The sequence below is a fragment of the Vibrio sp. 10N.286.46.A8 genome, from assembly GCF_041470165.1.
Lineage (GTDB): Bacteria > Pseudomonadota > Gammaproteobacteria > Enterobacterales > Vibrionaceae > Vibrio > Vibrio tasmaniensis_A.
Window position 1 is genome coordinate 1 of record NZ_JBFRLX010000198.1, and the last position, 17326, is coordinate 17326.

Annotated in this window: 19 protein-coding genes; 8 read left to right on the plus strand and 11 right to left on the minus strand. The window is 43.0% G+C overall.

The features are described 5' to 3' along the window. Positions 1-61: 61 nt before the first annotated feature. From hemH to htpG, 3 genes are all read right to left on the minus strand, one after another. Positions 62-1024, minus strand: a complete 963-nt coding sequence (hemH, locus tag AB4232_RS18300) for a ferrochelatase (protein WP_009847340.1) — start codon at positions 1022-1024, stop codon at positions 62-64. Between the two features lie 276 nt (positions 1025-1300). Continuing rightward, complete coding sequence (adk, locus tag AB4232_RS18305; protein ID WP_009847341.1) at positions 1301-1945, minus strand: adenylate kinase; 645 nt, start codon at positions 1943-1945, stop codon at positions 1301-1303. A gap of 388 nt (positions 1946-2333) precedes the next feature. Then, entirely contained in the window at positions 2334-4238 is a 1905-nt protein-coding gene (htpG, locus tag AB4232_RS18310) for a molecular chaperone HtpG (RefSeq protein ID WP_009847342.1), read from the minus strand. 270 nt (positions 4239-4508) lie between these two features. On the opposite strand from htpG, the gene AB4232_RS18315 reads away from it, so the two are divergent. The 3 genes from AB4232_RS18315 (at position 4509) to AB4232_RS18325 (ending at position 6399) form a co-directional block, all read left to right on the plus strand. After that, positions 4509-5420 carry a transcriptional regulator gene (locus AB4232_RS18315; RefSeq protein WP_135445371.1) on the plus strand — a complete coding sequence of 304 codons (912 nt, stop codon included), beginning with the start codon at positions 4509-4511 and terminating at the stop codon, positions 5418-5420. A gap of 1 nt (position 5421) precedes the next feature. Next, positions 5422-5937, plus strand: a complete 516-nt coding sequence (locus AB4232_RS18320) for a regulatory protein ToxS (RefSeq protein ID WP_009847344.1) — start codon at positions 5422-5424, stop codon at positions 5935-5937. A gap of 150 nt (positions 5938-6087) precedes the next feature. Beyond that, positions 6088-6399, plus strand: a complete 312-nt coding sequence (locus AB4232_RS18325) for a SelT/SelW/SelH family protein (RefSeq protein WP_017096855.1) — start codon at positions 6088-6090, stop codon at positions 6397-6399. Between the two features lie 30 nt (positions 6400-6429). Here the strand turns inward: AB4232_RS18325 and yfcE are convergent, their stop codons facing one another. Genes yfcE through AB4232_RS18350 form a run of 5 tightly spaced genes read right to left on the minus strand, consistent with a single transcriptional unit; the run spans position 6430 to position 9292 of the window. Continuing rightward, a complete protein-coding gene (yfcE, locus tag AB4232_RS18330) occupies positions 6430-6975 on the minus strand; it encodes a phosphodiesterase (RefSeq protein WP_135445373.1) in 546 nt (181 codons plus the stop codon). Between the two features lie 47 nt (positions 6976-7022). Further along, the gene (locus tag AB4232_RS18335; RefSeq protein WP_009847347.1) at positions 7023-7430 is read right to left on the minus strand and encodes a CBS domain-containing protein; all 408 of its coding nucleotides are present in this window, start codon (positions 7428-7430) and stop codon (positions 7023-7025) included. Beyond that, entirely contained in the window at positions 7427-7777 is a 351-nt protein-coding gene (locus AB4232_RS18340) for a P-II family nitrogen regulator (RefSeq protein ID WP_009847348.1), read from the minus strand. Before AB4232_RS18340 ends, AB4232_RS18335 begins: the two co-directional genes overlap by 4 nt. After that, a complete protein-coding gene (locus AB4232_RS18345) occupies positions 7767-8561 on the minus strand; it encodes a DUF1538 domain-containing protein (protein WP_372087699.1) in 795 nt (264 codons plus the stop codon). Before AB4232_RS18345 ends, AB4232_RS18340 begins: the two co-directional genes overlap by 11 nt. Continuing rightward, complete coding sequence (locus AB4232_RS18350; protein ID WP_372087700.1) at positions 8558-9292, minus strand: DUF1538 family protein; 735 nt, start codon at positions 9290-9292, stop codon at positions 8558-8560. Before AB4232_RS18350 ends, AB4232_RS18345 begins: the two co-directional genes overlap by 4 nt. Positions 9293-9592: 300 nt before the next feature. Between AB4232_RS18350 and AB4232_RS18355 the strand changes: the two genes are divergently transcribed. From AB4232_RS18355 to AB4232_RS18375, 5 genes are all read left to right on the plus strand, one after another. Next, positions 9593-10507, plus strand: coding sequence for a TIGR01777 family oxidoreductase (locus tag AB4232_RS18355; RefSeq protein ID WP_372087701.1), 915 nt, complete (start codon positions 9593-9595; stop codon positions 10505-10507). A 43-nt stretch (positions 10508-10550) separates the two neighbouring features. Further along, the gene (locus AB4232_RS18360; protein WP_372087702.1) at positions 10551-11378 is read left to right on the plus strand and encodes an SDR family oxidoreductase; all 828 of its coding nucleotides are present in this window, start codon (positions 10551-10553) and stop codon (positions 11376-11378) included. 393 nt (positions 11379-11771) lie between these two features. After that, a complete protein-coding gene (locus AB4232_RS18365; RefSeq protein ID WP_372087703.1) occupies positions 11772-12626 on the plus strand; it encodes a co-chaperone YbbN in 855 nt (284 codons plus the stop codon). A 210-nt stretch (positions 12627-12836) separates the two neighbouring features. Further along, positions 12837-13766, plus strand: a complete 930-nt coding sequence (locus tag AB4232_RS18370; protein ID WP_009847354.1) for an SPFH domain-containing protein — start codon at positions 12837-12839, stop codon at positions 13764-13766. A 3-nt stretch (positions 13767-13769) separates the two neighbouring features. Next, complete coding sequence (locus AB4232_RS18375; protein ID WP_009847355.1) at positions 13770-14225, plus strand: NfeD family protein; 456 nt, start codon at positions 13770-13772, stop codon at positions 14223-14225. A 37-nt stretch (positions 14226-14262) separates the two neighbouring features. Here AB4232_RS18375 and cueR read toward each other — a convergent pair whose 3' ends face one another. The 3 genes from cueR to AB4232_RS18390 form a co-directional block, all read right to left on the minus strand. Continuing rightward, complete coding sequence (cueR, locus tag AB4232_RS18380; protein WP_009847356.1) at positions 14263-14658, minus strand: Cu(I)-responsive transcriptional regulator; 396 nt, start codon at positions 14656-14658, stop codon at positions 14263-14265. 538 nt (positions 14659-15196) lie between these two features. Further along, positions 15197-16021: a DUF2057 domain-containing protein gene (locus tag AB4232_RS18385; RefSeq protein WP_065679049.1), complete on the minus strand. Its 825-nt coding sequence runs from the start codon at positions 16019-16021 to the stop codon at positions 15197-15199. 125 nt (positions 16022-16146) lie between these two features. Continuing rightward, positions 16147-17301, minus strand: coding sequence for a porin (locus AB4232_RS18390; RefSeq protein WP_009847358.1), 1155 nt, complete (start codon positions 17299-17301; stop codon positions 16147-16149). Between the last annotated feature and the right edge of the window lie 25 nt (positions 17302-17326).

Sequence of the window (17326 nt, forward strand, 5' to 3'; positions counted from 1 at the left end):
GCTCAATGAGCAGCCCTTTTGTTATTTTTAGATGTGCATGACAGTTTAGGCGAAGTCGTATTTAACGATACAGCGCCACTAACTCCGCCATCATATCGATGTGCGAGTCTCTATCATTCAGACACGTAATGTAGCTAAAGTCTGAGCCACCAGCGTCAATGAAGGTCTCTTTACACTGATCCGAAATCTCTTCTAACGTTTCTAAACAATCCACAGAAAATGCAGGCGCCATAATATCGATTTTTTTGATGCCTTTGCTTGGCAATGATTCAAGTGTCTCGTCAGTGTATGGCTTCAACCACTCTTCTCGACCAAATCGAGATTGGTATGTCATGGTGATATCGTCCGCTGATAAGCCTAACTCAGCAGCAAGGAGCTTTGTTGTCGCTTCACAATGCTGTGGGTAGATGTCGCCTTCATCAGCCAATCGTTTCGGAATACCGTGGAAAGAACAAACTAAATGATCGGCTCTACCATTTTTATCCCAATGGCTACGCACGCTTTCAGCCAATGCTTTTGCGTAGCTTGGGTGCGCGTAGTAGTCGCGAATAAAGCGATAGCTCGGAATCACTGGCATCTGCTTAAAGGCCTTGGTTAAGCCATCAGATACGGCCGCTGTGGTTGTGCCTGAGTATTGAGGATATAAAGGCAATACGATGATGTCTTCAACGCCCTGACCCATTAATTGCTCAACGCCCGTTTTAAGGCTTGGGTTACCATAGGTCATACCCAGCGCTACGGGTATCTGTAATTTTTTCTGGAGCTTTTCGGCTTGTCTTTGAGAGTACACAAGCAGTGGTGAGCCTTCATCCATCCAAACAGACTGATACAGCTTAGCCACTTTCGGCGCTCTAATCGGTAAGATCACCCCATGTAAAATAGGACACCACAACCAACGCGTTAAGTTTACGACTCGCTTGTCGTGTAAGAATTCACTCAAAAATCGACGAACGCCAGCTGGGGTCGCTGAGTCTGGTGTTCCTAAGTTCACCAGTAAAACGCCCTGCTTTTTATTATTTTCCATAGATACCTGAGACCAATATGTGATTTTCTGGAACGTAATATACTAATCTACATAAGTTTAAGATCATTGTTGTGCTACTAAATTTAAGAATAATCGTTCTTAACCTAGGTGATCACAACATCACATTGATCGTTAGCCGCGCGAATCTAAGCCGTACCACGGAAACAGTGCACAATCGAGTTTATCTAGATTGGTATATGACTAAAAATTGAAACAAAAAAAGCGACCTTAAGGTCGCTTCCAATATATCAAATTCTAAAACTGGCTGTTAGCCAATTATGCTAGTGCTTTCTCAAGTTCTGCACTAACTTCAGCAACTTGCTTAGTACCGTCGAACTTAAGGTACTTAGTGTTACCTGCTTCAGCTTCTTTACCGTAGTAAGAGATAAGCGGAGCTGTTTGATCGTGGTATACACCTAGACGTGCACGAACTGTTTCTTCTTTGTCGTCATCACGAACCACTAGCTCTTCGCCAGTGATGTCATCTTTACCTTCTTCCTTAGGCGGGTTGTACACATTGTGGTATGTACGGCCAGAAGGAAGGTGAGCACGACGACCAGCCATACGCTCAACAATCACATCGTCAGCTACGTCGAATTCAACAACGTAGTCTACTGCGATACCCATTTCTTTTAGGCCATCAGCTTGAGGGATTGTGCGTGGGAAACCGTCTAGTAGGAAACCTTTCTCACAGTCATCTTGAGCGATACGCTCTTTGATTAGACCAAGGATAATTTCATCAGAAACTAGCTGACCAGCGTCGATTACTGATTTTGCTTGCTTACCAAGCTCAGTACCCGCTTTGATAGCAGCACGTAGCATGTCACCAGTTGAAATTTGAGGGATACCAAATTTGTTCATGATGAAGTTAGCTTGAGTACCTTTACCCGCGCCAGGAGCACCTAGAAGAATGATGCGCATGTTTAATCCTCTTATAAAAATTATGATTTATACCGAAGCTCACTATCCCGCCTTTCTGGTTCAATTTAAGTCGAACAAGAGAGATTAGGTAACAACTGAGGCTAAGCACAACTGTAAACAGAAGCAAAACGGTAAGTTTCGGTATAACGTTTAAAAATCATACAACTGGAGATGATAGGTTCATAGTACCAGCTGATTAGGTCGAGCATTCTATCACATTAATATTCAATTTTGCTTAAATTAAGACTAAAGAATGTATCGACAGCGTTTGCGTTCGTCTTGTTAGCAACTTTAGCGACATTTCGATGAAGTTAAGCGACGTTCATAAAAAAAGCCCGCATTAGCGAGCTTTTAATTATAATTATGAGCTTAGCCCAAAGTCGAAAGACTAACGTTTTGTCAGTAGTTCGTTGATTGCACCTAAGAATTGTGACGGATCTTCCATTGAGCCCTTTTCAGCCAGCATAGCTTGACCAAGTAGTAGCTCAACCCAACGGCCAAACGCTTGTTCGTCCGCTTCATCAGCCATCTGTTTCACAAGTGCGTGCTCAGGGTTAATCTCAAAGATGTACTTAACTTCAGGTGCAGCTTGACCCGCAGCTTCAAGAAGCTTAGCCATTTGAGTGCCCATCTCGAAATCATCGGTCACAACAACAGCAGGTGTAGTTGCTAACTTGAATGTCGTGCGAACCTCTTTAACACGATCACCAAGGTAAGCTTGAGTGCGATCAACAACAGACTTGAACTCTTCTTCCGTCTCTTTTTGCTTCTCTTTCTCTTCTTCACCTTCAAACTTGCTTAGATCTAAGCCTGCTTTTGTGATCGACTGGAACTGCTTACCGTCGAAGTCAGTTAGGTAATTCATCACATACTCATCGATACGATCGTACATTAGAACCACTTCAATGCCTTTTGCTTTGAACTGCTCCAAGTGTGGGCTGTTCTTAGCCGCGGCATAGCTGTCTGCCGTTAGGTAATAAATCTTGTCTTGGCCTTCTTTCATACGTTCAACGTAAGAAGCGAGGCTGATGGTTTGCTCAACAGAATCCTCTTCCGTTGATGAGAAACGAAGTAGACCTGCGATTTTTTCTTTGTTCGCCATGTCTTCAGCAGGGCCTTCTTTCAGTACTAGGCCGAACTCTTTCCAAAACTCCAAGTACTTGTCGTTGTCATTCTTCGCCATGCGCTCAAGCATAGTGAGTACACGCTTGGTACATGCGCCACGAAGAGACTGAGTTACCTTATTATCTTGCAGGATTTCACGAGACACGTTCAGTGGTAAATCGTTTGAATCAATCAAGCCGCGAACGAAACGCATGTAAGATGGCATGAACTGCTCTGCATCATCCATGATGAATACGCGCTGTACATAAAGCTTAAGGCCGCTCTTATGGTCACGATTCATCATATCCCAAGGTGCTTTAGCTGGGATGTAAAGTAGGCTTGTGTAGTCGTTCTTACCTTCAACTTTGTTGTGGCTCCAGGTTAGTGGATCAGCAAAGTCGTGAGATACGTGCTTGTAAAACTCTTGGTACTCTTCTTTCTCGATATCAGACTTGTTACGAGTCCAAAGCGCTTGAGCCTTGTTAATTTGCTCCCAATGCTTCTCTTCGGTGTCTTTACCTTCGTCATCTTTCACCGCTGTGAAGATAGAGACAGGAATACCGATGTGATCAGAATACTTACCAATCACTTCACGTAGACGCCATTCATTTAAGAACTCTTTGCCGTCTTCACGCATATGAAGAATGATGTCTGTACCACGAGATTCTTTCGTGATGTCTTCAATGGTGTAATCACCTTCACCCGCAGAGTGCCATTGCACGGCTTGGTCATTAGCAAGTCCAGCAGCTCGAGTGCGAACAGTCACTGCGTCTGCAACGATAAATGCAGAATAGAAACCAACACCAAATTGGCCAATAAGCTGAGAGTCTTTGCTTTGGTCTTCAGACAGCTTTGAGAAAAAGTCAGCTGTGCCTGACTTAGCAATAGTACCTAAATGCTCAATAACGTTGTCGCGGCTCATACCTATGCCGTTATCAGAGATCGTTAAAGTATTTGCTTCAGCGTTAAACGAAAGTTTCACACCTAAATCAGCATCGCCTTGGTAAAGGTCGCCATTTGATAGCGCTTGAAAACGAAGCTTATCAGCCGCGTCAGATGCGTTAGAGATCAGCTCACGTAGGAAGATTTCTTTATTTGAATACAGTGAGTGAATCATTAGGTGAAGTAGTTGTTTTACTTCAGATTGAAAGCCACGAGTCTCTTTATTTTGCGTTGCCGTTTCGCTCATTTTTACTCCAAAACATCTATACTTTATGTTGAATAATCATAGGGGCGTTGCACATTATGCCTCTCTTATGTTCATTAACATGAGGATGACAAATGTAAATTCAAGGTCAAAAAGCATAAAAACACTGTTTTTTTGATCTGTTTTTATTATCCTTGAGTGTTATAAATATAAAAGAACATAAAAGAAGCCATGATTTGGTGAAGAATTAACAGAACTTCACCTGAGATTTGTCTATTTCGCACCCCAAATCATCCAAAATAGAAGAGTTCAATGAGCAATATCGGCACAAAGTTTATTCTCGCACAGCGGTTCGTATTTGACCCAAATAGCAACTCACTTGTTGATCAGATGAGCGACGGTGAAGTCGTACGTCTTGGCAGCAATGAAAGCCGCATTCTCCTGATGCTGTCAGAAAGACCCAATGAAGTTATCACTCGTAACGAATTACACGAATATGTTTGGCGAGACCAAGGCTTTGAGGTGGACGACTCCAGCTTAACGCAAGCGGTATCGACACTCAGAAAAATGCTAAAAGACTCAACCAAATCTCCAGCATTTGTAAAAACCGTTCCTAAACGTGGTTATCAATTTATCGCGACTGTTGAGCGCTCAGCACCACTATCATCAAACGATCAGCCAACAACAGCTGAAATTGCAGAAAGTGACATAGAGCCTATTTTAACATTTGCTAATACCACATTAGCTGATGAGGTCATCACTGAAACTATTGATCCAGAGCCAACTGCAAAGGCTCAAGAAAATCATGTCGAAGTCGAGCCAGTAACCAATCAGGTTAAACCTAAAGATGAAAGTTCGAATAAATGGTTAACGTTTGGAATGTTACTTGTCGCTTTCATTATGCCAATACTCGTTTTAACGTTAAAGAACCCAGCAGAGTCAGAGTTTCGAACATTAGCAGAGGTTAATGGTGTCAAAGTTCAAACCCCAATCAACCATCCAACTCTGACTAGTTGGCTGCCAGCGATAGAGAAATGTGTATTGCGTTACAACACCAGCCACACTGGCATGCTAAAGCCAACTGAGGTGATTGCAACAGGCGGACAAGGTAACAATCTAGCTCTAAACTATATTCACCCTCAAGATTACTCGAGCGAGAATGTAACTCTAAGAATTTACGCAAACCAGTCGGATGTACACGACATTTGTAACGGTGGTCAGTAACATGAAATTAAAATTATCCATTATTTTACTGGTTATCTCTGCTTTCTTGAGCGGCTGGTTATACTGGGGTAGCGATGCAAAGATAGAACGCTTGCTTACGCAACACGAATGGCAATCGAAAATGGTGACTCTGATTAGCGATATCAAGCAAGAGGATTCAATCGGGCCACTGCGTAAGGTTGAGCTATCATCGAATGCGAAGTATTTGCCAAACGGTACGTATCTGAGAATGGCTGTAGTTAAACTGTATGGCACTCAGACTGCACCCGCAAACGTCATCAATATTTCCGAAACCGGTCAGTGGGATATTAACGATAATTACTTACTGATTTCACCAACGGAGTTTAAAGATGTCACTTCTGCTGAGCGACAAGACTTTTCAGAGGAGCAACTCGAGCTGATCACTCAAGTGATTAAAATGGATGCAGAACAAAGCCGACGCATTGATATTATTAATCAGAAAGCACTGCTGCTCACTAGCCTAAATCATGGTTCTACGGTGTTATTCTCAAACTAATACTGTCTCAAACTAAAATCAGATTAAGCTAAAACTCAACAGTGATTTACTGTATATCATTAAACGATATACCAATAGAAAGGGGCATGATGCCCCTTTTTTATTAACTGTTGACATCAAACTACTGTTTTAGAATTTTTAGGGGTATCTATGAATACAGAACCAAGCTCGGTAAGTGCATCAATCACCAAGGCAACCATCGCAATACACTATTGTCGTCAATGCAATTGGATGCTTCGTTCTAGTTGGTTATGCCAAGAGTTACTGCATACTTTCAGTGAAGAGATAGAGCAAGTGAGTTTACACCCTGATACCGGAGGTCGATTTGAGGTTTTTTGTAATGGAATACAGATTTGGGAAAGAAAAGCGGACGACGGTTTTCCTGAGGCTAAAGTTCTGAAGCAAAGAGTACGAAACATCATTGCTCCAGACAGAGACCTCGGCCACGTAGACTCAAAGTGAGCCTTTTCTAACGCCGCCGATTGAGTTTATTTAAAGCTCGCCACTCACGAGAACATCACCTTCAAGGCTAATGACTTTAAAGATATTATTTTCATAGATGCCATAGCTCGCTGCGTGGCCATCTCGTGGGAATGTCACCGAGCTAGGATTAAAGATAAAGATGTCATCTTGGTATTCAGCAACAGGAATATGGGTATGGCCATGGGCAATAATATCACCCGCCTTTAGCTCGGGGCGTTTATTGGTGTTGTACAAATGACCATGAGTTAGAAAAATACGTTGGCCTGATTCTAATAGTACCCACGAGTAATCCATCATCATTGGAAAAGACAACAACATCTGATCCACTTCGCTATCGCAGTTACCACGAACAGCAATGATCTCTTGAGAAAACGCATTCAACTTCTCTGCAACCGCCGGCGGATTGTATCCTTCAGGGATCGGGTTTCTTGGACCATGATTCAGAATGTCACCCAATAGCACTAAATATTGCGCACCAGACGCTTGGTAGAGTTCTAATACCTTTTCTGTTGCTGGCAACGAACCGTGTAGGTCTGAAGCAAAAAATAATTTCACACGTACTTCTCCATAAAATTTATGAGCCTATTGTACGTATCTAAGAGCTACACGTCATCTCTCGCCATACCGTTGATCACGATATTATTGTAACTAACCATACCGACTATTTTATGGTCACTGACCACAGGGGCACGACTGATACCAAAACGCTCAAACAAGCGTGCACAGTACTTCACATTCATATCGGCAGACACGCTTAGCGCTGGCTTGGTCATGATCTCATAAACATTGGTTCGCTTCGGAGAACGGTTCTTAGCCAGTACTTTCTTAGCAATATCATTCATCAATACGATGCCGTATTCGTCATCTTCGTGGCGCTTATCGACAATGATGGCTTTCACTTTATGCTTCTTAGCCATCTCTATCGCTTCCAACACAGTGGTTAGCCCATCGATAATCACATACGTATTAGCCATTACATCGCTTACTCGGATTTTTTCACTGCCACTCATAACTCGTCCTCCACAACCTTAGTTAATGTTTCAACTTGGTGCGCGACCCCGACTGCATCTTCGACATCGATCTGCACTGCTATCCCTTGCCCTGACTCTTGGTCAAACTCCCCGACTTCACCGATAGTTTCTAGAATATGCCTAGCTAGGTGCTCCTCGACGACAAACAGCAGCACATCTTTTTGCACCTCTAACGTTAACCCAAAGAAGGTGCGCTTTTGGTTTAGCCCCTGCCCTCTGGCATTGTTAATCACGGTTGCCCCTGTTGCACCCGCATCACGCGCGGCGTCGAGCACGATATCGGTCTTGCTCTCTTCTACAAACGCTAAGATAAGTTTAAAGCGCATCTTTGCTCTCCTTAGAGGATTGTGATCGGTTTAGCCATTGCGTTATTTGGGCATACCCCATCACGGATATAATTGGAAATAAGCTCGCGAAAGCAATCAACCCAAAGCCATCAATTACCGGATTTCTTCCTGGCACCGTTGACGCGAGTCCCAACCCAAGTGCCGTCACTAAAGGTACCGTCACCGTTGATGTCGTCACCCCACCAGAATCGTAAGCTAACGGAATAATCAATTTGGGAGCATAAAAGGTCTGAATCACCACAATGACATAACCAACAATGATGTAGTAATGGATAGGGTCGCCAGCCACGATGCGATAACTACCTAGCGATATGCCAATCGCTACGCCTAACGCCACAGCGATCCTCAGCCCGTTAACACTGATACTGCCACCGGAAACTTGGTTTGCCTTAATAGCAACGGCGATCAAAGAAGGCTCGGCTATCGTGGTACTGAAACCAATACAAAACGCGAAAATGTAAACCCAGTAATAATCAAACCAAACTAAGGCAAGGCCTGAACTGACCTTGAACTCAGTCAAAAAACTTGGTTCGGTGAGTTGCATTGCCATAGTCTCCCCTAAAGGAAACAGCGCGAGCTCTAACCCCATCAAAAAGAGCGACAACCCAAGAATGACGTAAAAGAAACCTATCAGCACTTTGCCTAAGTTATTAACTGGCTTGCGCAGCACCGCTAATTGGAAACCGAAGATGATCACCGCAATCGGAATCACATCCATGACAGTACCAAGAAAGGTGTCGATAAATTGCTGAGCACTGATCATGTCACCACCATCCCGTAGACCATGACAAACATCATCGGCAGCAGTGAAGCAAAGGCGATCAATCCAAAGCCATCAATCATCGGATTTCTCCCTTTAATCGCAGAGGCTAAACCCACTCCCAATGCGGTCACTAACGGAACGGTAATGGTCGATGTAGTCACTCCGCCAGAGTCGTACGCAATCCCAATGATGTTTTCAGGGGCAAATGCAGTGAGCACCACCACTCCAATATAACCTCCGATGATCATGTACTGAATTGGCCAACCTTTTAAGATTCGCAGCACCCCAAGTAAGATGGCGATCCCCACCGACAATGCTACGGTGAAACGCAAGCCATCGGCGTACTGTTCCATTTCGTCTAGAGAGTTGGGAATAACACCACCTTCAGCGGCCACTTCTGCTGCTTCGGCGGCCACTGCGGTTAATGCGGGTTCCGCAATGGTGGTACCAAACCCTAAACAGAAAGCGAAGGTCAATAACCAAAACACGCTCCCCTTACGAGCAAAAGCTTGAGCCATCGACTCGCCGATTGGGAACAGACCCATTTCAAGGCCAAAGATAAAAAAAGTCAGTCCAAAAACCACCAGCACTAAGCCAGTTAGAATAGACAACAGATGAGGGAGTGGTTCTTGCAAAACAGCAAGCTGGAAGAAAGCAATCACCGCCACGATCGGCAAGAGATCCCTTAGGCTAACTAACATGGCTCGAAACAAAGCAAGCACTGCCGTCATCGCAACTCCTAGTCATTGAAATTGTGTCTGGTTATTAATTACTAATAATCATGGCAAATCCTTATCATTCCTTATGTGACAAATATTACGCAGTTGGTAACATATCGGAGTAAATTGCATAAGTGTGATAGCGGTATACATCCTAACCTGATGAATTTAATTTCATTCTTTCGTAAATTGATACGGCGTAATTTGGGTATCACACAATTGAAACCAACTGATCGTTATAGTGATTTTTTCGTATTGATTGGCGTTCAAAAACAAGCCATGTCTATAATTATGTTTAATAGGGAGATTGGTATGAAGATATTGTTAACTGGTGGTACGGGATTTATTGGTTCTGAATTGGTCAAAAGTTGGAATACTGACGATGTGACATTGTTGACACGGAGCCCCGAAAAAGCGAAGCAAAACCTAAATCACCTGAACCAGAATAACCTTCATTACATTCAATCTCTTGATGAGCTCAGTGATCTCAATGACTTTGATGTGGTGGTCAACCTCGCGGGTGAACCGATTGCCGATAAGCGTTGGAGTACAGAGCAAAAAGAGAGGATCTGTAACAGCCGCTGGCACATCACTGAAAAGCTGGTCGAATTAATTCATGCCAGTAGCAACCCACCACACGCTTTTATTAGCGGCTCAGCCGTCGGTTACTATGGCGATCAACAACAACACCCATTTGATGAATCACTACAAGTAGAAGACGAAAGTTTTCCTCACAAAGTCTGCGCGCACTGGGAAGATATAGCCAAGAGAGCCCAATCCGATGAGACGCGTGTGATACTACTAAGAACGGGGATTGTGTTAGGTGAAAATGGCGGTGCGTTGAAGAAGATGCTAATGCCCTACAAACTCGGAGTAGGCGGACCACTTGGTTCAGGCGAACAGTACATGCCTTGGATTCACATGCTTGATATGGTGAGAGCCATCAACCACTTATTGTCAACTCCTCACGCTCAAGGGGAATTTAATATGTGTGCCCCGCACCCTGTCACCAACAAACTGTTCAGCAGTACACTCGCCAAGCAACTACGCCGACCTCATTTCTTATTCACTCCGAAATGGGCAATGTCGCTTCTGATGGGTGAATCTTCTTGTCTGCTCTTTGACAGCATTCGTTCCAAACCAAAGAAACTCACTGAAATGGGATTTATCTTTAGTTACTCAAGAATAGAACCAGCCTTAAAAAACTTGTTACAACATCAAGATTAATTCTTTACCCTAGAGCGATAAAGACTCTAATGAAGGATTAAGCGTGAACAAGTCGATTCTGATCACCGGTTGCTCAACGGGTATTGGCTATACATGTGCGCATGCACTACAAAAGCGTGGTTTCCACGTCATTGCATCGTGTCGTCATCCGCAAGATGTACAGCGTCTGCAAGATGAGGGACTGAGCTGCATACAGCTCGACCTTTCTAACCAAGAAAGCATTGAACAAGCTGCACAACTTGCTATTGAGCTAGCGCCTAACGGATTATATGGTTTATTCAATAACGGCGCTTATGGTCAAGCTGGCGCGCTAGAAGACTTACCAACCCAAGGTCTCAGAGAGCAATTCGAAACCAACTTCTTTGGCTGGCATCATCTTGTTTGTCAGATACTTCCGCACATGCGCGAACGCGGCGAAGGTCGAATCGTACAAAACAGTTCCGTATTAGGCTTTGCGGCCATGAAATATCGTGGCGCTTACAACGCTTCAAAGTTCGCGCTAGAAGGCTGGACAGATACGTTACGTTTAGAACTGCATGGTAGTGGCATTCATATCTCGTTATTGCAGCCAGGTCCAATAGAGACCCAATTTAGAAATAATGCCCTGAAAGCTTTCAATAAATGGATCACCATTGCTGGCAGCGCTCATCAAGAAGCTTATCAACAACAAAAAGACCGACTCGAAAAAGAGTCATCGAACAACGCCTTTGTTCTTCCGCCTGAAAGTTGTGTTGAGCCAGTTTATCACGCACTCACCGCACAGAAACCAAAGCTAAGATACCGAGTGACGACTCCAACTAAAGTGTTCGCGGTATTGAAAAGAATTCTACCGAGTCGCTTGCTAGACCCTATTTTGAGAAAAGCAGCATAAATTACTAACTTTGTATCAACAGTCGCAAACTTTAATGTAACGATGTAATTTTTCCGTAACAATAAGATGTCATGATTGTCCTATCTCATCAATTATTCCCAATTGATGAACCTAATCTGGATATTTCATGACTTTAAACCGCCTTAATTGGGTCGGTGTGAGTCTGGCGATTACGTTGTTTATTCTGTTTTGAGTATCTTACGCTATGCCTCACTGAACACCTTAATGATAACGCTATGCCTTCCCTGTTGAGATAATTACCTATCAACATTGAAGCATAGCGTTTTCTATTTTGGCTCTTTTTATTTGAGATAACCAAGTTAGATCTTGAAGTTACCAGCATCTCCCCCCATATTTGCAACGTACCCACAAAACACACCTCAAGGAACGTAAATGCAATCTCCGCATATTGTTGAACTTAATGAGCAGAACTTTCGTCAAGTATTAGAAACCTCAATGCAGACGCCTGTACTCATCCACTTTTGGGCACCAATGAGCCAAGAAAGTGCTCAGGTGATCCCTGAACTGCAAACATTAACTCAGCAATACAACGGCGCTTTTACTTTAGCTCTGTTGAATTGTGAACAAGAGCAGGCAATTGCTAGCCAATTTGGCGTACAAGCACTCCCTACTATTGCACTGTTTGTTAACGGTCAGCCTGTTGATGGTTTGGGTGGCCCACAAAGCATAGAAGCGATTGTTGAAATGTTAGGAAAACACCTTCCTAGCCAAGACGAGTTCGCACTGCGTCAGGCTCTCGAGCAAATGCAAGCAGGCGAGCACGCACAAGCGCTCGCAGCAATGCAACAATTGCCAATAGAGTTGACGAGCAAAGGCGAGGTAAAACTGGCAATCGCAGAATGTTTACTAGAAACGCAACAGTTTGATCTAGCTGAAACTCAGCTAGCCACCATTCCTCTAGAGTACCAAGATAATTACTATAAAGGCTTAGTCGCAAAGCTTGAGCTTCACAAGCAAGCAGCAGACAGCCCTGAAATACAAGCATTAGAAACCGCTCTTCAGCAAGACCCAAATGACGCTAAGACAGCATCTGAATTAGCATTGCAATATCACCAAGTGAATCGCAACGAAGAAGCGATGGAACTGTTGTGGTCTTTCCTTGCAAAAGATCTAAATGCTTGCAATGGTGATATGAAAAAAGAATTCATGGATATCTTAAGTGCGCTTGGACAAGGTAACCCAGTTGCCAGTAAGTACCGCCGACAGCTGTACTCTCTGCTCTACTAACTAAACCCTAAAAGCACTAAAGATAAGCATCGTATATCTCATCGAAAATTGACAATTCAATCAATTAGTTTATCGAATAATAGAATGTAAAATGGGCCATGAAATCAATATTTTATGGCCCATTTCTCATTTATAAATTTGCTCAGAATTTAAATATGAGCCAGTATCAATACTGAACTATCAAAAACTTAAACTTGCAAAGGATTTTGTATGGCTATTGATACATTGATTACTATCGGCGTCTTTACTGCCGTCGCAATATTGTTTATTTTCGCCGGAGTAAAAACGGTTCCGCAAGGCAATAACTGGACCGTAGAACGCTTCGGCCGTTATACACAAACCCTCCAACCAGGTCTGAACCTGATCATTCCATTTATCGATAAAATCGGACAACGCATCAGTATGATGGAACGTGTTCTCGACATCCCGGCACAAGAAGTCATCTCCAAAGATAATGCAAATGTGGTTATTGATGCGGTGTGTTTCGTTCAAGTGATCGACGCGCCTAAAGCGGCTTATGAGGTGAATGATCTTGAGCACGCGATTCGTAATTTAACTCTCACCAATATCCGTACTGTACTGGGCTCGATGGAACTGGATGAAATGCTCAGCCAGCGAGACATGATTAACACCAAATTATTGAATATCGTTGATGAAGCGACAAACCCTTGGGGTGTCAAAGTTACACGTATCGAAATCAAAGACGTACAGCCACCAGCAGACCTTACCGCTGCGATGAATGCTCAGATGAAAGCCGAGCGTAACAAACGTGCAGATATCCTAGAGGCAGAGGGTGTACGACAAGCTGAGATATTGAAAGCAGAAGGTCACAAGCAATCAGAGATCTTAAAAGCAGAAGGCCAAAAGCAAGCCGCGATACTTCAAGCTGAAGCTCGTGAACGGGCAGCCGAAGCTGAGGCTAAAGCGACAGAAATGGTATCAACAGCGATTGCTCAAGGTGACATGCAAGCAGTCAATTACTTTATTGCACAAGGTTACACCGACGCACTGAAGTCTATTGGCCAAGCAGAAAACGGTAAGATCATTATGCTACCGCTCGAAGCGACTGGACTAATGGGTTCTGTTGCGGGTATTGCAGAGATGTTTGCACATAAGAATGACAAGGGTAGTAAGGACTAACTTATGGTCGAATTACTCGAACAAGTAAACTACTGGCATTGGTTAGCGTTTGGTCTAGCATTGTTAGCACTTGAGCTAATTGGAACCGCTGGTTACTTTTTATGGATAGGCATATCTGCCATGCTAGTCGGGGCCCTATTAGGCGCACTACCAATCGGTTGGCAGATGCAATGGCTATCCTTTGCGAGCTTCTCGCTTATCACCACTTGGCTGTGGTGGAGAAGACAGCTATCTAGTGACAAGCAATCTGACTCTACTCGAGACCTTAATCAGCGAGAGAAGCAACTGATTGGAAGAAAGACTCGCCTCTTAGAGCCGGTACAAAAAGGTAACTGCAGGATAAAGCTAGGGGATAGCTCATGGTCTGCGATGAGTACACATGATATTGATGCGGGAGAGGAAGTCGTGATTACTGCTGTCGATGGCATTGTTCTCACTATAAGCCCTACTAAACAATAATCAAGAAAACCCTCCTTCAAAGCCATAAGTAACCAACTTATGGCTTTTTCTCTACAAGTGAATCGATAATTGGGCAATGGCTATTTGAGTCACCAGGGCATTGTTCAACCCACTCTTTCAATGTCTTCTGAATGATCAATAAGTCTTCAATTTTTTTATTCACTTCTTCCAATTTACTTAGCGCTTTTGCTTTAACATCGGCACTTTCTCGACATGGGTTGTCGGCTAATTCAACAAGCGCACGACACTCATCAAGCGAAAAACCAGCGCTTCTCGCTTTCGCTACGATTCCGAGTTCCTTGATCTGCTTCTCACCATAAGACCGATAACCATTTTCAGAACGTAACGGTGCAGATATCACCCCTTTGTCTTCATACAAACGAATAGACTTAGGTGATAACTGCGTGAGGCTTGCAACTTCGCTTATGTTCATAATATTACTCAAGTAAATATCGCATAAAAACTATTTAGAAACCTAAGACCATTATTCAAACATCTAGGAATGCTAACTACCGAAACAAAAACATTGAAGCAATATAATATTCGAAAATAAAGTCTGCTGTTTATGGCTATTTTACATCAAATGATGAGAGTAGCTTAGATTTTCCAACAAACCCAAACACCAACTATCAACAAGTTACTGATTGAAATAGCAAAATAGGCATTGGTTATTTTTCATAGGAAATTTTTTGATTTTTTTGATTTTTGAGAAATACCTCACATACTAATGAATATCTCTTGTTTGAAGAGATTTTTAGTGAGGTGTCATTATGAAATGTTATCTAGCGTTAATTTTTAGCTTAATTTTAAGCTTCTCTGTATCCGCCCAAAATGTAGGAAGCACTGCATCTGGGCCGATCATAAAATGTGACTTAGGAAGTAGTGTTGTAGAATATATGCCTATCGTTATATGCAAGCATAGTAATGGTAAGGTTCTACACTAACAAAAAAGGAGCCTAGGCTCCTTTCCTTTAAAACTCGATTAATTGTTTGATTATCGCTTTACGTTCTTCTTTGGAAGCTTTGTTAAACCAATATTCGAACATTTCAATCTCTTTGACATTATCACCTAAAGAATCAACAACACCATTTCGATTTGCTACAGACCAGTTAATAACAGAGTCTCTTTGTTCCGTCGGAATTTGTTCAAACCAATATTTTGACATCTCTTGAGCTTGGCTTACCGGCTCTTGCTGAAGCGCGGGAACTGCAGCTACAGGTGCGGCTGCGGCTACAGGTGCTGCTACTATCACTGGCTTAGCTGTTGCGTTTTTATCACCCGTATTTACGATTGCTTCGATATAGCCAGCAGGAATAGAAAACGAAATGCTGTTCGCATTTGAAACCTGGACATCAAAAATTAGATCTTTAAAAGGTGCTTCGTTGAAGATTTCATTAGATACAGGAAATTTCACATACTGTGTTTGAGTACATATATCGCTGCATGTTTCAGCTGAAGCCGCATAAGGTTTTAATGGCACTTTACCTTCAGAACCTTGAACTAAGACAGAGCGATACTCGTTGTAATTTTTAAAGTACTGAAGCTCCATCGTTATGTATGAATCAGGTACCGTTACAGTACTGTTTGGGGTAACGTAATTTAGCTCTAAAGACGAGTTAACTAGCTGACCTTGTCTGACTTCAAGCACATCAGGAGACAACGACTCACCAACGACGATTTGATAATTTTGCTTACTCTCTATTCTTTTAACGGAATCTGTAAAATCACTATTAGAATCTAATGTTGTACATCCAATTAAGAATAAAGGAATCGATGCTAAAACTATTTTTTTCATATTAACTACCTCGAGGGTTTCCCCATAATATTATTTCGATGCCTTTTCTTTCTTAGGCTGGACCAGAAATGAATATGCGCCGACTAACAAGCCAGCGCATCTCTTTACTTAAAGCATGGTTTCAATTAGAAGCCGTACTCTAAACCAATACGTGTAACGAACGTATCTGTGTTAGCAATAGAACCTTTATCGTCAGCTTTGATATCACGCTGTGCAATACGGATGTAAGGAACAAAGCCGTTATGAACGTACATTAGCTGACCTGAGATTACGCTATCTTCATCAGCGTTTTTAACACCATCAGTTTCAGACTCTAGGTTAGCCGCGTAGCCTAGTTTGAAGCCCCAAGGGCCGTTCCAGTACTGACCGATTACAGAGTATGAAGCCTGTTCTGATTTAGCGCCGCCTTGAACATCTGACTCACCCGCTTTGTAGGCTGCAGAAATACCGAAACCTGCTGGAAGTGACGCTTCAAAACCGATTAGATAACCAAATGTATCAGCCATTTCAGCAGAAGTTGCAGCAACTGCAGGAGTTGCGCCGCCAAAGTTTACACCATCACAACCTGTAGCAACTAAACATGTACCAGCAGCAGTTCCAGCTGTTGCAGCTGTTAGTTGACGATCTGATTCTGATTCAACAGCAGCGTGGAAAGTAACCGTATCAGCTAAACGGTAGTGAGCAGCCGCGCCGTAGAAGTAGTTATCTTTAACACTTGAGTCACCACGACCTGTTGCTAGGTTGAATGTAAAACCATTCAAGTCAGCAGAATCGTATCGAGCCATATCACCATGACGGTCACGGTTGTATTTAACATCGCCGCCCCAGTCCCATACTGCGCCCAAACCTGGGTTAGCATAAGGCCAGTCAATTACTTCATACATTGGCGTCAGCATACGACCAAAACGTACTTTACCCCAGTCACCTTGCAGGCCTAAGAACGTATCACGATTACCTAGTGTCGCACCGTCACCGTTTTCACCAACGTAACCAGATTCAATTTGCATGAATACGTTCACGTTCTCGAACATGTCTTTACTTGCACGGAAACCAATTCGAGATTCATTCTCGTAATCGTATCCCGTACCTGTATCAGTTTTTACGCCGTTTTTAGTTTTTTCTGAATCGTAGTTAACAACAGAGATTGCTGCTACACCGTAAGCCTGAACGTTAAAATCTGAGATAACACCAACTTGAGAAGATTCAGATGCGAATGCACCACTTGAAATCATCGCAACTGCAGCACCAAGTAAAGTACGTTTGAAAATTTTGTTTTCCATGGAATAAAACTCCTAAAAATGGATA

Bases quoted from the DNA above. Each gene is read 5' to 3' on its own strand.
- adk (WP_009847341.1), bottom strand. From the start codon at position 1,945: ATGCGCATCATTCTTCTAGGTGCTCCTGGCGCGGGTAAAGGTACTCAA.
- AB4232_RS18315 (WP_135445371.1), top strand. From the start codon at position 4,509: ATGAGCAATATCGGCACAAAGTTTATTCTCGCACAGCGGTTCGTATTT.
- AB4232_RS18365 (WP_372087703.1), top strand. From the start codon at position 11,772: ATGCAATCTCCGCATATTGTTGAACTTAATGAGCAGAACTTTCGTCAA.
- htpG (WP_009847342.1), bottom strand. From the start codon at position 4,238: ATGAGCGAAACGGCAACGCAAAATAAAGAGACTCGTGGCTTTCAATCT.
- AB4232_RS18345 (WP_372087699.1), bottom strand. From the start codon at position 8,561: ATGATCAGTGCTCAGCAATTTATCGACACCTTTCTTGGTACTGTCATG.
- cueR (WP_009847356.1), bottom strand. From the start codon at position 14,658: ATGAACATAAGCGAAGTTGCAAGCCTCACGCAGTTATCACCTAAGTCT.
- AB4232_RS18375 (WP_009847355.1), top strand. From the start codon at position 13,770: ATGGTCGAATTACTCGAACAAGTAAACTACTGGCATTGGTTAGCGTTT.
- AB4232_RS18355 (WP_372087701.1), top strand. From the start codon at position 9,593: ATGAAGATATTGTTAACTGGTGGTACGGGATTTATTGGTTCTGAATTG.
- AB4232_RS18320 (WP_009847344.1), top strand. From the start codon at position 5,422: ATGAAATTAAAATTATCCATTATTTTACTGGTTATCTCTGCTTTCTTG.
- AB4232_RS18370 (WP_009847354.1), top strand. From the start codon at position 12,837: ATGGCTATTGATACATTGATTACTATCGGCGTCTTTACTGCCGTCGCA.
- AB4232_RS18340 (WP_009847348.1), bottom strand. From the start codon at position 7,777: ATGCGCTTTAAACTTATCTTAGCGTTTGTAGAAGAGAGCAAGACCGAT.
- AB4232_RS18325 (WP_017096855.1), top strand. From the start codon at position 6,088: ATGAATACAGAACCAAGCTCGGTAAGTGCATCAATCACCAAGGCAACC.
- AB4232_RS18350 (WP_372087700.1), bottom strand. From the start codon at position 9,292: ATGACGGCAGTGCTTGCTTTGTTTCGAGCCATGTTAGTTAGCCTAAGG.
- hemH (WP_009847340.1), bottom strand. From the start codon at position 1,024: ATGGAAAATAATAAAAAGCAGGGCGTTTTACTGGTGAACTTAGGAACA.
- AB4232_RS18335 (WP_009847347.1), bottom strand. From the start codon at position 7,430: ATGAGTGGCAGTGAAAAAATCCGAGTAAGCGATGTAATGGCTAATACG.
- AB4232_RS18390 (WP_009847358.1), bottom strand. From the start codon at position 17,301: ATGGAAAACAAAATTTTCAAACGTACTTTACTTGGTGCTGCAGTTGCG.
- AB4232_RS18385 (WP_065679049.1), bottom strand. From the start codon at position 16,021: ATGAAAAAAATAGTTTTAGCATCGATTCCTTTATTCTTAATTGGATGT.